We start from the raw sequence: 13,638 nt of genomic DNA on the forward strand, positions 1-13,638 counted from the left end.
GTGAAATATTCGGAACTTAAACCTTTCCCGACAGACTTTTTATGGGGCGCTTCCACCTCGGCTTATCAGGTGGAAGGCGCATGGGATGAAGATGGCAAAGGGCCGTCGGTTATCGACGCCCGCCGCGAATACCCGGAAGGCACCACCGACTTTAAAGTTGCCAGCGATCACTATCATCGCTACAAAGAAGACATTGCGATGTTCGCCGAAATTGGCCTGAAGTCGTACCGTTTTTCCATCGCCTGGACGCGAATTATCCCCGACGGCAGTGGCGAAATTAACCCGGCCGGGATCGACTTCTACCATCGGCTGATCGACGAGATCCTCAGCCACGGCATTGTGCCGATCGTCACCATGTACCACTTTGATCTGCCGCAGGCGCTGCAAGAAAAAGGCGGCTGGTACAACCGCGAAACGGTGGATGCCTTCGCTCGTTACGCCGACGTGCTGTTCGATGAATACGGCAGTAAAGTGAAATATTGGCTGACCATCAACGAGCAGAACCTGATGATTTTGCAGGGCGCGGCGCTCGGCACGCTGGATGAAAAGCTGGTGAATCAGAAGAAAAACCTCTACCAGCAAAACCACAATATGCTGGTGGCGCAGGCCAAGGTGATGAATTCACTGCACAATAAGATCCCGGGAGCGAAAATTGGCCCGGCGCCGAACATTGCGGTGATTTACCCTGCGACATCCAAACCGGAAGATATTCTGGCAGCGTTCAACTACAACGCCATCCGCAACTGGCTCTATCTGGATATGGCGGCGCGCGGCGAATACAACACGCTGGCTTGGCGATATATGGAAGAGAAGGGCTATGCGCCGGAGATTTTGCCGGGGGATATGGAGATCTTGCGCAGCGGCAAGCCGGACTTCATCGCCTTCAACTACTACACCACCCAGGCGGTGGAAGCCAGCCGGGGCGACGGCACCGACGAAGTGATTCGCGGTGGCAATAAGCTGTTGAAATCAGGGGAAGATGGCGTGCATCGCGGCGCGGCGAATGACCACCTGCCGCGCACCCAGTTTGGCACTGAAATTGACCCGGTAGGTTTTCGCAACACGCTGCGTGAAATCTACGATCGCTACCACCTGCCGCTATTAATTACCGAAAATGGCCTGGGGGCCTTCGATAAGCTGGATGAGAATGGGGAAATAAACGACGACTACCGTATCGATTATTTACGCCGCCATCTGGAGCAAATGCAGCTGGCCATCACCGACGGCGTTGAGGTATTTGGCTATACGCCGTGGTCGGCGTTGGATCTAATTTCCACCCATCAGGGCTGTTCTAAGCGCTATGGATTAATTTATGTTAATCGTGACGAATTTGATTTAAAAGATCTGAAGCGTATTCGTAAGTTAAGCTCTTACTGGTATGCGGATGTGATTAAAAATAATGCGCTATAAGCGCGATTAAAGGCGTATAAACGCCATAAGCTGTCTGTTGTTGCCAATAAGGTGATAGCGCATTTCGCGTTATCGCCTTAATGCTTTTATAGGCAATAACCCTTTTAAAACCCTCGCTAAAGTAAGGATCTATCCGGCATGAGAAAACTGGGATGAGAGTCTTAAAAATACTCAGTAATAATGCGGTGATTGCCACGGAAGATGATCAACAAGAAGTGGTGGCGATTGGCCGTGGTATTGGTTTTGGCAAGCAGGTGGGAGACAGTCTGAATACCGCGGATATCGAGAGCCAGTTTGTGAAAAAGGCCAGCGGTATGACGGATATTCTGGCGCAACTGACGGCGGCTATCCCCACGGAATGCTTATTTATTACTCAGGAAATTATCAAGCTAGCTAAAAGCCGTCTCAACATCGAGGCGCAGGAGACGCTGTTTTTCGCGCTAAGCGACCATATTAGTTTTGCGGTTGAGCGTTATAAAAAAGGCATTGAGATAAAGAACATCCTACTCTGGGATATTAAGCAGTTTTATCAGGCGGAGTTTGCCGTTGCCCTCGAGGCTTTGGCGATGATTAACCAAAAATTACATTGTGAACTGCCCGAGGATGAAGCCGGTTTTATTGCTCTGCATCTGGCGAATGCGACCACCAACAATATGCAAAGCACCATGCAGAGTGCCAGCATGATTAAAGATATTCTTAACATCATCAAATATGATTTACGCATCAAGTACGATGAAAAGTCTATCGACTATCAGCGCATTATCACTCACCTGAAATTCTTCTCGCTGCGTTTATTAAACCGCACCGAAGTGAATCATGACGATAAAAGTATTTACGCCGGAATTCAGGACGCCATGCCCGTGGCTTATCAGTGCGCGTTAAAGATAAATGATTACGTGCTGAAGAATCACCGCTGTCAGCTGACCACGGATGAAATCATGTTTTTAACCATTCATATCAATCGCTTGAAGCCGGATTGATGTTTTGTTTTTGTCCCTCCATTATTTAGGGGAGGGTTGGGGTTGGCTGTATTGAGCGCGGAATTAAACCACTCCTCATCCCAGCCTTCTCCTCTGAGAGGAGAAGGAGCAAACCTTTTTCCTATTTCGCATTCAGCTTCTGCAATGCCGCTACGCAGCGATCTACCACGCCGTCGAATTTGTGGTCGATATTCACGCGCAGCACATCTGGCTCGTCTTCGCCCGGCTCTTCCAAGGCTTCGAATTGGCTTTTCAGCAAATCCAGCGGCATGAAATGCCCGGCGCGGGCTTTCAGGCGTTCCGAAATAACGTCAACGCTACCTTTTAAATACAAGAAAACCACGCCCTGATTGTCATCACGCAGCGCGTCGCGATAGCGACGTTTGAGCGCGGAGCAGACAATAATGCCGGTTTCGTTTTTATGGTACAGGCTATAGGCCGCGTCGTTCAGGCGTTTGAGCCACGGCGCGCGGTCGTCATCGTTCAGTGGGTGGCCGCTGGCCATTTTCTGGATATTGGCGCGGGGATGAAGGTCATCACCGTCAATAAATTTAGCGTTGATTTCACGCGCCAGTGCTGCGCCTACGGTGGATTTACCGCTGCCTGACACGCCCATCAGAATGATGCTTTGTCCTGCCATAAGTATGATCTCTATCCCAAAATGAAAATTTCGACTGCGGAGTGAGTCCTAATATTAGCATGTTACCGGTATCATGATACCGGTAACAAATGGAGATGTGATTAATATCACAAAGGAATGCACTGCTGATTTAGCGGTCGCGACCTGTACCCGTTGCACTGTTAACTCCTACAACTTATTGAAAATCAAAAATAATGTACCGGCGTTTGATCACCTGCGCTGGAGAAAGCATTAAGGGGAAAAGATATGCCATTAGTTATTGTAGCCGTAGGCGTCGCGCTACTGCTGTTGCTTATGATCCGATTCAAACTCAACGGGTTTATCGCACTGATTCTGGTCGCGCTGGCGGTCGGCATCATGCAGGGTATGCCGGTCGATAAAGTTATCACTTCGATTAAAAACGGGGTTGGCGGCACGCTGGGAAGTCTGGCGCTGATCATGGGCTTTGGTGCCATGCTCGGTAAAATGCTGGCTGACTGCGGGGGTGCGCAGCGTATTGCCACCACGCTGATTAAGAAGTTTGGTAAAGAGTACATTCAATGGGCCGTGGTGCTGACTGGCTTTATCGTCGGCTTTGCGCTGTTCTATGAAGTGGGTTTCGTACTGATGCTGCCGCTGGTATTTACCATCGCCGCCGCCGCGCGCCTGCCGCTGCTATATGTCGGCGTGCCGATGGCGGCTGCGCTGTCCGTGACCCACGGCTTCCTGCCACCACACCCAGGTCCAACGGCGATTGCCACCATCTTCCATGCAGATATGGGTAAAACCCTGCTCTATGGCTCATTGCTGGCCGTACCGACGGTTATCATCGCCGGGCCGCTGTTTGCGCGCTTCCTCAAAGGAATCGACAAGCCGGTGCCAGAAGGCTTATTCAACCCGAAAACCTTTACTGAAGAAGAGATGCCAAGCTTCGGCGTGAGCGTCGCGACGTCGCTGGTGCCGGTGATCCTGATGGCTTTCCGCGCGGTGTGTGAGATGGTGCTGCCGAAGGGCCACGCTATCCTGCCTTACGCAGAATTCTTCGGTGACCCGGTGATGGCAACCCTGATTGCCGTGCTGATTGCTATCTTCACCTTTGGTCTGAACCGTGGCCGTACCATGACAGAAGTGATGGATACCGTGACTGACTCCATCAAAATCATCGCTATGATGCTGTTGATCATCGGCGGTGGCGGTGCGTTCAAACAGGTACTGGTAGACAGCGGCATCGAGCCATACATCGCTAACATCATGAACGGCAGCCACCTGTCGCCAATTCTGCTGGCATGGTCGATTGCGGCAGTGCTGCGTATCGCGCTGGGTTCGGCAACCGTGGCGGCCATTACCGCTGGCGGCATTGCGGCTCCGCTGATTGCCACCACCGGCGTTAGCCCTGAGCTGATGGTTATTTCCGTAGGTTCCGGCAGCCTGATTTTCTCTCACGTTAATGACCCAGGCTTCTGGCTGTTCAAAGAGTATTTCAACCTGACTATCGTCGAAACGTTCAAGTCATGGTCGGTGCTGGAAACCATCATCTCCCTCTGCGGCTTGGGCGGCTGTTTGCTGCTGTCGATGGTGGTGTAAAACGTTATCTGTTGAAGTAAAAACAACAGGTTATCAATAAAAACGGCGAGCCATGTGCTCGCCGTTTTTTTATGGGGAAGACAAAAAACTCGCGTTGAACTCTTACCTTGTGAGAGTAAAGTTGCGGTTCAATGGAGATGAACATGAATAAACAACTATTCGAACAACTTCGGCAATCAGCTGAGGAAATGGTGGCGATCCGTAAGGGCGCGATGGCACCTACGCATGTCACTCGTGTGCTGATGCCTCTAGTGGGGAAAAAGCCTTTAAAAGCCTGATAAGATCAGAAGAATTGGAATAAAAAAGGCGAGCCATATACTCGCCGTTTTTTGTTGGTACGGAGTGAGAAGCTTATGCAAAGACGACTTTAATTGTGCCGGTGGTTTGTTTGGATTTAGCGACGACGATTTGTACATCTCGGCCCAGACGGCTCAAGCAATCGAGCATTTTAGCTTCGCTAATACCTCTGAACTGACCGCGTAATAAGCCTGATAACTTAGGCTGGCTCATGCCAAAAAGCTCGGCGGCTGCGACTTGAGTCAAACGTCTGCTTTTCATGATTTCGCCAATCTTTTGTGCCAACTGAGCTTTTACTAACATCTCTTCCGCATTAGGCAAACCAATGTCGGCGTAAACATTGCCGCTGCTTGCTTCGACGTCAATATGGTCATTCATTTTGCTTGTCCTCTTGCATGGGCTTCTGCAATTTTCAGGCGCTCATGGATTTTTTCAATATCAGGCTTTGGCGTAGCAATGCCACTTGATGACTTTTTCTGAAAGACATGCAGGACATACACACTTGCTCCTATTTTCACTGTATAAACAGCACGATAGGTATCACTCATGAAATCATCGACAACTTCTAGAACACCAGCACCTTTGAAGCCTTTTAGCGGTTTTGCATCAGTATGTTTGCCACCCTGTTGCGCAAGGTGTAATGCATAACCAAATACGTCCTGCACATCAGCAGGCAGAGAGGCTAAATCTTTTTTACTGCTACCAACCCATATCAGTGGCTTCATTGTGTTCACTCCTTGAACTATAATGCATTATACCCATTTGGGTATAATGCTATCTATCCTTTTTCACTAAATCTTCAAATACGCCCTAACTCCATCCAGGAACATCTGGGTGGAAAGCATGATCAGCACCAGACCCATCAGGCGTTCGAGGGCGCTGACGCCTTTGTCGCCGAGCAGGCGCAGGAACAGGTTTGATAGCAACAGGATGCACATCGACAGGCCCCAGGCGATGAACAGTGCCAGCGTCAGGTGTGACATCTGATTCGGATATTGATGCGAGAGCAGCATCAGCGTTGCCAGAATCGACGGGCCGGCCACCAGTGGGATTGCCATCGGCACCAGGAAGGGTTCTTCGCCCGCCGGAAGGCCGGTGCTGCTTTTCTCTTCTGATGGGAAAATCATCTTGATGGCGATCAGGAACAGAATAATACCGCCGGAAATCGACACCGTTTCTGTGCGCAGATTGAGGAAGGAGAGGATCTTCTCACCGGCAAACAGGAAAATAAGCATCAGGATCAGCGCGATCAACATCTCGCGGATCAGCACCACCCGACGACGCTTAGGATCTAAATGTTTGAGCACCGACATAAAGATCGGCAGGTTACCTAGTGGGTCCATAATTAAAAACAGCAAAATAGTTGCTGAAATCATTTCGGTCATAACTACCTCAGAAGAGAGTCGGCCAATATACCCGTGGGTAAATAAAGGCTCTGTTTTTACCTGTTATATAAGTTGCGCTGCTAAAAAAGCCCGCACTATCGATTAAATTCACTTGCCACTTCTACACCATTTTGTAAGGTGGTATACCCGTCTTCGTTTGTTTCGAATAGGTACTGTCTTTTGCCTGTCACCCGAACGGTTTCCGGGACAAATCCTTTGTGTTGACAGGGTCGTCAGCGCTAAAAAATCAAACTCATTACGCAGCTATCACCTTTCAGGTCAGGACAGTAATTATGAAAAATGTAGGTTTCATTGGCTGGCGCGGTATGGTCGGTTCTGTACTCATGCAACGCATGATTGAAGAACGCGATTTTGACGCCATCCGCCCGGTATTCTTCTCCACCTCGCAACACGGCCAGGCCGCTCCGTCATTTACCGGGCAGCAGGGCACATTGCAGGATGCTTATGATCTCGACGCACTGAGTGCGTTGGACATTATCATTACCTGTCAGGGCGGCGATTATACCAATGAAATCTATCCGAAGCTGCGTCAAATCGGTTGGAATGGCTACTGGATCGACGCAGCATCGTCTTTAAGAATGAACGATGACGCGATCATTATTCTGGACCCGGTCAACAGCGCAGTAATTCATCAGGGTATCGACAAAGGTATTAAGACCTTTGCCGGCGGTAACTGCACCGTCAGCCTGATGCTGATGTCACTCGGCGGCCTGTTTGCCAATGACCTGATTGAGTGGGCCTCTGTCGCCACTTATCAGGCGGCATCTGGCGGCGGCGCGCGCCACATGCGCGAATTGCTGACCCAAATGGGCATGCTGCACAACAACGTGGCGAAAGAGCTGCAAGATCCGGCTTCGGCCATTCTGGATATCGAACGCAAAGTCACTGCGCTGACCCGCAGCGGTACTCTGCCAACCGACAACTTCGGCGTTCCTTTAGCGGGCGGTCTGATCCCTTGGATTGACAAGCAGCTCGACAACGGCCAGACCAAAGAAGAGTGGAAAGGTCAGGCTGAAACCAACAAAATCCTTGGTACTTCAAGCGTGATCCCAGTGGATGGCCTGTGCGTGCGCATCGGCGCGCTGCGCTGCCACAGCCAGGCTTTCACCCTGAAACTAAAAAAAGACGTGTCGATTCCAGAAATCGAACAGATGCTGGCCACCCACAATGACTGGGTTCGCGTGATCCCGAATGATCGTGAACTGTCGATGCGTGAACTGACTCCGGCCGCGGTCACCGGCACCATGAACACCCCGGTTGGGCGTCTGCGTAAACTGAACATGGGTCCACAGTATCTCTCCGCCTTCACCGTGGGCGACCAGCTGCTGTGGGGCGCCGCTGAGCCTCTGCGCCGCATGCTGCGCATCTTGCTGTAACTCCTGATAATCCTCCCTCGGGGCACCAGCACGGTGTCCCGTTTTAACTCCTTTTATCAAGCACTTCACCCTGTTCCTGTCTCTCCTCCTAGCGCTTTCCCCTGAATTTCAAGACACCCAAAATTCCTCTGCTTATCCACCCTGCCTTTTAACGACCTTTGTCTATGCTTAGTAGATGACCCATTTGAATTTGAGAAGGGGGAAATAGCACATTTTTAGAAACTGTGAACATGAGCGTCGTCGAGCACGTTTAAGCAAAAAATAACGGCACGCGCATCACAGGGCGCATGAGAAAACGGGCGCACAATTTATTTGAGAAATAACATTAATCATCTGCTTGATGTCATTGAATTTATTGATTTAATTAATCATAGGACGAAATTCATGTCAGTACTTCCCGATCAGCACGTTATTAATCAGCTTATTTCTGGACACTACGCTGATCCTTTTTCCTTACTGGGGATGCACACCGTCGCGGCAGGTATTGAAGTTCGCGCTCTGCTGCCAGACGCTGATCAAGTGTGGGTGGTGGACGCCGACAAGGGTACGCAGGTGTGTGAGCTGCGCCGCTATGACGATCGCGGTTTTTTTGTCGGGTTAATACCACGGCGCAAGAACCCGTTTCGCTATCAGTTGGACGTGCGTTGGGGCGAAAATACCCATCGCCTCGACGACCCTTATCGCTTCGGCACTCTGTTGCAGGAGCTGGATATCTGGCTGTTGGCCGAGGGCACGCACCTCCGCCCTTATGAACAACTGGGCGCGCACCCGCAGGTGCTGGATGGCGTCGAAGGCGTGAGTTTCGCCGTCTGGGCGCCGAATGCCACGCGGATCTCCGTAGTGGGTGAGTTCAATTACTGGGACGGCCGCCGCCACCCGATGCGTCAGCGCCGCGAAAACGGCATTTGGGAGCTGTTTATCCCCGCCGTTAAGCAGGGCCAGCTCTACAAATATGAAATTATTGATTGCCGTGGCCATGTTTCGCTGCGCGCCGACCCTTATGCTTTTGAAGCCCAGATGCGCCCGGAGACGGCTTCTCTGGTGCGCCAACTGCCTGAAAAGGTGCCGTTTTCCGCCGAACGCAAGAAAGCCAATGCCTTTAACCAGCCCATCTCCGTTTACGAGGTGCATCTCGGCTCGTGGCGTCGCCATACCGATGATAATTTCTGGCTGAGCTATGGTGAGCTGGCCGAGCAGCTGGTCTCCTACGCCAAATGGATGGGCTTCACCCATATTGAACTGATGCCAATTAACGAGCATCCGTTCGACGGCAGCTGGGGCTATCAGCCGCTCGGCATGTATGCCCCGACCCGTCGCTACGGCACGCCGCAAGAGTTCAAAGCCTTTATCGACGCCGCCCACGACGCCGGGCTGAACGTGATCCTCGACTGGGTGCCGGGCCATTTCCCGAGCGACGCCCACGGGCTGGCGCAGTTCGACGGCACCGCGCTGTACGAATATGCCGATCCGCGCGAAGGTTATCATCAGGACTGGAACACGCTGATTTACAACTATGGCCGCCACGAAGTGCGCAACTATCTGGCGGGTAATGGTTTTTACTGGATTGAGCGCTACGGCATTGATGGTTTGCGCGTCGATGCCGTGGCGTCGATGATCTACCGCGACTACAGTCGCAAGCCGGGAGAGTGGGTGCCCAATCACTACGGCGGGCGGGAAAATCTCGAAGCGATCTCCTTCCTGCGCTACACCAACCAGACCATTGGCCGCGAGCTGGACGGGGCAGTGACGCTGGCGGAAGAGTCCACCGACTACCCCGGCGTCACCATGCCGCCGGACGCCAACGGCCTCGGCTTCCACTACAAGTGGAATATGGGCTGGATGCATGACTCCCTCAATTACATGCAGCTTGACCCGGTTCACCGCAAATATCACCACCACCTCATGACCTTTGGCGTGCTTTATGCCTACAGCGAGAACTTCATTTTACCGCTGTCGCACGATGAAGTGGTGCACGGCAAAGGCTCGCTGCTCGACAGAATGCCGGGCGACACCTGGCAGAAGTTTGCCAACCTGCGGGCCTATTACGGCTTTATGTGGGCGCATCCGGGCAAGAAACTGCTGTTTATGGGCTGTGAGTTTGCCCAAGGGCGCGAATGGGATTTCAACAACAGCCTCGACTGGCATCTGCTGGATGACCAAAACGGCTGGCACAGCGGCGTGCAGCATTTAGTGCGCGATTTAAACCACGTTTATCGCCAGCAGTCGCCGCTGTATGAGCTGGATTTCAACCCGCGCGGCTTTGAATGGCTGGTGGTGGATGACCATGAAAACTCGGTGTTTGCCTTTGCTCGTCGCGACGAGCACGGCAACGAAATCATCGTGGTCAGCAACTTCACGCCGGTGCCGCGCTACGATTACCGCATCGGCGTCGGGCGTCCGGGGCGCTACCACGAAGTGCTGAATACCGATTCGCACTTCTATCGCGGCAGCAATGTCGGCAACGGCGGTGATATTTACAGCCATGCCCACCACCACCATCAGCGCGATCACTCCATATCGCTGACCATTCCTCCGCTGGCGACTCTCTATCTCAGGCGGGAGGATCTATGAATAAGCTCCAGCCCGGTAAATCGCAGCCGTTTGGCGCCACGTTGCAGCCAGAGGGCGTCAACTTCAGCCTGTTTTCCGCCCACGCGGAGAAGGTCGAGTTGTGCCTGTTTGATGAAGCAGGCAGCGAGCAGCGCTTAACCTTGCCGGGGAGAACCGGCAACCTGTGGCACGGCTTTCTGCCAAACGCCAAGGCAGGGCAGCGCTACGGTTATCGGGTTTACGGGCCGTTTGAACCGGCGCGGGGGTTACGTTTCAATCCTAAAAAGCTGTTGATCGATCCAGCCGCTCGGGCGCTAGAAGGAGAGCTGCGGGACAACGCGCGGCTCGCCGGCGGCATTGACGCGCCGGATGACAAAGACAGCGCGGTGGCCGCGCCAAAGTCAGTAGTGGTCAATGACGCCTTTGATTGGGAGGATGACGCGCCGCCCGCCACGCCGTGGAGCGAAACGGTGATTTATGAGGCGCACGTTCGCGGTTTGACTCGCCAGCATCCGGGCATTCCGGCGGCGCTGCGCGGCACTTATGCCGGGCTGGCGCATCCGGTGATGCTGCAATATCTGCAACATCTGGGCATTACCGCCATTGAATTATTGCCGGTGCAGCATCACGCCGACGAGCCGCGCCTACAGCGGCTTGGGCTGAGCAATTACTGGGGCTATAACGTGCTGGCCCCTTGCGCGGTGGAACCAGGTTACGCCAGCCGCCACAAAAACCTATCGGCATTGAATGAATTTAAAGCAGCGGTCAAAGCGCTGCATCAGGCGGGAATCGAAGTGATCCTCGACGTGGTGTTCAACCACAGCGCGGAGCTGGACGTCGACGGGCCATTTATCTCCTTCCGTGGCATCGATAACGCCAGCTGGTACTGGCTGCGCGAAGACGGCAGCGACGACAACGTGACCGGCTGCGGCAACGCGCTGCGTCTGGTGGATGAAGAAACCATCGCCTGGACGCTCGACTGCCTGCGTTATTGGGTGCGGGAATGTCACGTCGACGGTTTCCGCTTTGATTTAGCCACGGTGCTCGGCAGAACGCCAACCTTCGACACCCAATCGCCGCTGTTCGCCGCAATTCAAGCCGATGACGTGCTATCTGGCTGCAAGCTGATTGCCGAACCCTGGGACATCGGCCCCGGCGGCTACCAACTGGGGCATTTCCCCGCGCCTTTCGCCGAGTGGAGCGACCTGTGGCGCGATGACATGCGCAAATTCTGGCTGCACGGCAATCTGCCGCTAGGGCAGTTCGCCCAGCGCTTTGCCGCCTCCGCCGACCTGTTCAATCACGACGATCGCGCACCTTATGCCAGCGTCAACATGCTTACCGCCCACGACGGCTTCACGCTGCGCGACATCGTGAGCTTTAACGACAAGCACAATCAGGCCAACGGCGAAGATAACCGCGACGGCCACAATGAGAATTACAGCCAGAACCATGGCGAAGAAGGGCTGAACGCCTCGCCTGCGGTGCAGCACCAGCGCTGGCTGAGCCAGCGCGCTCTGTTGGCCACGCTGCTGCTGTCTCAGGGCACGCCGATGCTGCTGGCGGGCGATGAGCAGGGCCACAGCCAGCAGGGCAACAATAATGCCTACTGTCAGGATAACGCGTTGACGTGGCTCGACTGGAACCACGCCGATGAAAGCCTGACGGCGTACGTGGCGGCGCTGATTGCGCTGCGCAAAAAGATCCCCGCGCTGTCCCGTTCTTCATGGTGGCAGGCCGAGGGAGATGACGTTGAATGGCTGGACCAGCAAGGCCAGCCGATGAGCAATGAGGGTTGGGAGCATGGCCCGCAGCAGTGGCTGCAAATCCGCCTTTCGGGGCGCTGGCTGGTGGTTCTCAACGCATCGCTTAACGATGTTGATATGCAATTGCCCGCAGGGAACTGGCGCCTGGTTGCGCCATTCGCTGAGGGAGCACCGCCGGTCAGGGAGGGCGGAATGTGGTGTGCGCAAGCGAAAACCCTATCTGTACTGGAGAGCGGCGAATAAGTGATTAACAACCAATCGTCGGGCAACACCTTCGGCACAGCGCAACGTCAGCAGAGTGATGCAAGGAGTTCATCATGAGTAAAACAGAACATCGAGACCCGGTCATGCTGGCAAGACAGCTGCCGCTCAAGTCCGTGGCGCTAATTTTGGCCGGAGGACGCGGTTCGCGCTTGAAAGATTTAACCGCCACGCGGGCCAAGCCTGCGGTGCACTTTGGTGGCAAATTCCGCATCATCGATTTTGCCCTGTCGAACTGCCTGAACTCGGGCATTCGTCGCATCGGCGTAATCACGCAATATCAATCACATACCCTTGTTCAGCATATTCAGCGCGGCTGGTCGTTTCTCAATGAGGAGATGAACGAGTTCGTCGATTTACTCCCCGCCCAGCAGCGCCAGAGCACCGAGCATTGGTACAAAGGTACCGCCGACGCGGTGTATCAGAATCTGGACATTATTCGCCGCTATGAGGCGGAGTACGTGGTGATTCTGGCCGGGGACCACATCTACAAAATGGACTACTCGCGCATGCTGGTGGACCACGTGGAAAAAGGCGGTGAATGCACCGTGGCCTGTCTGGCCGTGCCGCTGGCGGAAGCCAGTGAATTTGGCGTGATGGACGTCAGCGAAGACTATCAAATCAAGAGCTTCCTCGAAAAACCGCAGGATCCGCCCTCTATACCGAGCCAGCCGGACATGGCGCTGGCCAGCATGGGGGTCTACATTTTTAATGCGGATTACCTTTTCCGTCTGCTCGAAGAGGACATGGCGAGCGAAGAGTCCAGCCACGACTTTGGCAAAGATCTTATTCCGAAAATTACGCGTCAGGGCGCGGCCTGGGCCCATCCTTTCAGCCTCTCCTGCGTGACGCAAAACAGCGAGCAGCCACCGTACTGGCGCGACGTCGGTACGCTGGACGCTTACTGGAAAGCCAATCTGGATTTAGCGTCGGTGACGCCTGAGCTGGATATGTATGACCGCTCGTGGCCTATCCGCACCCATATGGAGCCGCTGCCGCCGGCCAAGTTTGTGCAAGACAGGTCGGGAAGCCACGGCATGACCATGAACTCTCTGGTAGCCGGGGGCTGCATTGTCTCTGGCTCGGTGGTGGTCAACGCCGTGCTGTTCCCGCGCGTGCGGGTGAACTCGTTTTGCAATATTGATTCGACAGTCTTGCTACCGGACGTCAACGTCGCTCGCTCCTGTCGTTTGCGTAAATGCGTGATCGACCGTGCCTGTCATATTCCTGAGGGCATGGTGATTGGCGAAAACGCCGACGAAGACAGTAAACGTTTTTATCGTTCAGAGGGCGGGGTCGTGCTCGTCACCAGGGCGATGCTCGCGAAATTGTAATACCCGGCATTTTGCAGCCCAACGCGTTGGGTCGGCCGGTAAGAAGTGAAAAGCT

At 53.8% G+C, this 13,638-nt stretch carries 12 protein-coding genes; 8 read left to right on the top strand and 4 right to left on the bottom strand.

The window, feature by feature from the left end; all coding sequences use genetic code 11:
- Both ACT3RT_RS15515 and licT read left to right on the top strand, forming a co-directional pair.
- A complete protein-coding gene (locus tag ACT3RT_RS15515) occupies positions 1–1,410 on the top strand; it encodes a glycoside hydrolase family 1 protein (RefSeq protein WP_485903030.1) in 1,410 nt (469 codons plus the stop codon).
- Positions 1,411–1,562: 152 nt separating this feature from the next.
- Positions 1,563–2,390 carry a BglG family transcription antiterminator LicT gene (licT, locus tag ACT3RT_RS15520; RefSeq protein WP_496200434.1) on the top strand — a complete coding sequence of 276 codons (828 nt, stop codon included), beginning with the start codon at positions 1,563–1,565 and terminating at the stop codon, positions 2,388–2,390.
- A 121-nt stretch (positions 2,391–2,511) separates the two neighbouring features.
- Here the strand turns inward: licT and ACT3RT_RS15525 are convergent, their stop codons facing one another.
- Complete coding sequence (locus ACT3RT_RS15525) at positions 2,512–3,030, bottom strand: gluconokinase (RefSeq protein ID WP_353503639.1); 519 nt, start codon at positions 3,028–3,030, stop codon at positions 2,512–2,514.
- A 246-nt stretch (positions 3,031–3,276) separates the two neighbouring features.
- Here ACT3RT_RS15525 and gntT point away from each other — a divergent pair, with 246 nt between their 5' ends.
- Both gntT and ACT3RT_RS15535 read left to right on the top strand, forming a co-directional pair.
- The gene (gene gntT, locus ACT3RT_RS15530; protein WP_353503638.1) at positions 3,277–4,593 is read left to right on the top strand and encodes a gluconate transporter; all 1,317 of its coding nucleotides are present in this window, start codon (positions 3,277–3,279) and stop codon (positions 4,591–4,593) included.
- 143 nt (positions 4,594–4,736) lie between these two features.
- Positions 4,737–4,871, top strand: a complete 135-nt coding sequence (locus ACT3RT_RS15535) for a hypothetical protein (protein WP_353503637.1) — start codon at positions 4,737–4,739, stop codon at positions 4,869–4,871.
- Between the two features lie 73 nt (positions 4,872–4,944).
- Here the strand turns inward: ACT3RT_RS15535 and ACT3RT_RS15540 are convergent, their stop codons facing one another.
- From ACT3RT_RS15540 to ACT3RT_RS15550, 3 genes are all read right to left on the bottom strand, one after another.
- Positions 4,945–5,268 carry a helix-turn-helix domain-containing protein gene (locus ACT3RT_RS15540; protein WP_154145695.1) on the bottom strand — a complete coding sequence of 108 codons (324 nt, stop codon included), beginning with the start codon at positions 5,266–5,268 and terminating at the stop codon, positions 4,945–4,947.
- Positions 5,265–5,615 (bottom strand): type II toxin-antitoxin system RelE/ParE family toxin, encoded by a 351-nt coding sequence (locus ACT3RT_RS15545; protein ID WP_496203286.1) that lies wholly within the window; start codon positions 5,613–5,615, stop codon positions 5,265–5,267. Before ACT3RT_RS15545 ends, ACT3RT_RS15540 begins: the two co-directional genes overlap by 4 nt.
- 66 nt (positions 5,616–5,681) lie before the next feature.
- Positions 5,682–6,275 carry a YhgN family NAAT transporter gene (locus ACT3RT_RS15550; protein ID WP_034793928.1) on the bottom strand — a complete coding sequence of 198 codons (594 nt, stop codon included), beginning with the start codon at positions 6,273–6,275 and terminating at the stop codon, positions 5,682–5,684.
- A gap of 293 nt (positions 6,276–6,568) precedes the next feature.
- Between ACT3RT_RS15550 and asd the strand changes: the two genes are divergently transcribed.
- The 4 genes from asd (at position 6,569) to glgC (ending at position 13,583) form a co-directional block, all read left to right on the top strand.
- Entirely contained in the window at positions 6,569–7,672 is a 1,104-nt protein-coding gene (asd, locus tag ACT3RT_RS15555; RefSeq protein WP_034793925.1) for an aspartate-semialdehyde dehydrogenase, read from the top strand.
- A gap of 384 nt (positions 7,673–8,056) precedes the next feature.
- Positions 8,057–10,243 carry a 1,4-alpha-glucan branching protein GlgB gene (glgB, locus tag ACT3RT_RS15560; RefSeq protein WP_353503635.1) on the top strand — a complete coding sequence of 729 codons (2,187 nt, stop codon included), beginning with the start codon at positions 8,057–8,059 and terminating at the stop codon, positions 10,241–10,243.
- Positions 10,240–12,231, top strand: coding sequence for a glycogen debranching protein GlgX (gene glgX, locus ACT3RT_RS15565; protein WP_496203287.1), 1,992 nt, complete (start codon positions 10,240–10,242; stop codon positions 12,229–12,231). Before glgB ends, glgX begins: the two co-directional genes overlap by 4 nt.
- A 74-nt stretch (positions 12,232–12,305) precedes the next feature.
- Complete coding sequence (glgC, locus tag ACT3RT_RS15570; protein WP_496203288.1) at positions 12,306–13,583, top strand: glucose-1-phosphate adenylyltransferase; 1,278 nt, start codon at positions 12,306–12,308, stop codon at positions 13,581–13,583.
- The last annotated feature ends 55 nt before the right edge of the window (positions 13,584–13,638 follow it).

The sequence above is a fragment of the Ewingella sp. AOP9-I1-14 genome, from assembly GCF_052375995.1.
Lineage (GTDB): Bacteria > Pseudomonadota > Gammaproteobacteria > Enterobacterales > Enterobacteriaceae > Ewingella > Ewingella allii.

Bases quoted from the DNA above. Each gene is read 5' to 3' on its own strand.
- licT (WP_496200434.1), top strand. From the start codon at position 1,563: ATGAGAGTCTTAAAAATACTCAGTAATAATGCGGTGATTGCCACGGAA.
- ACT3RT_RS15525 (WP_353503639.1), bottom strand. From the start codon at position 3,030: ATGGCAGGACAAAGCATCATTCTGATGGGCGTGTCAGGCAGCGGTAAA.
- gntT (WP_353503638.1), top strand. From the start codon at position 3,277: ATGCCATTAGTTATTGTAGCCGTAGGCGTCGCGCTACTGCTGTTGCTT.
- ACT3RT_RS15535 (WP_353503637.1), top strand. From the start codon at position 4,737: ATGAATAAACAACTATTCGAACAACTTCGGCAATCAGCTGAGGAAATG.
- ACT3RT_RS15540 (WP_154145695.1), bottom strand. From the start codon at position 5,268: ATGAATGACCATATTGACGTCGAAGCAAGCAGCGGCAATGTTTACGCC.
- ACT3RT_RS15545 (WP_496203286.1), bottom strand. From the start codon at position 5,615: ATGAAGCCACTGATATGGGTTGGTAGCAGTAAAAAAGATTTAGCCTCT.
- ACT3RT_RS15550 (WP_034793928.1), bottom strand. From the start codon at position 6,275: ATGACCGAAATGATTTCAGCAACTATTTTGCTGTTTTTAATTATGGAC.
- asd (WP_034793925.1), top strand. From the start codon at position 6,569: ATGAAAAATGTAGGTTTCATTGGCTGGCGCGGTATGGTCGGTTCTGTA.
- glgB (WP_353503635.1), top strand. From the start codon at position 8,057: ATGTCAGTACTTCCCGATCAGCACGTTATTAATCAGCTTATTTCTGGA.
- glgX (WP_496203287.1), top strand. From the start codon at position 10,240: ATGAATAAGCTCCAGCCCGGTAAATCGCAGCCGTTTGGCGCCACGTTG.
- glgC (WP_496203288.1), top strand. From the start codon at position 12,306: ATGAGTAAAACAGAACATCGAGACCCGGTCATGCTGGCAAGACAGCTG.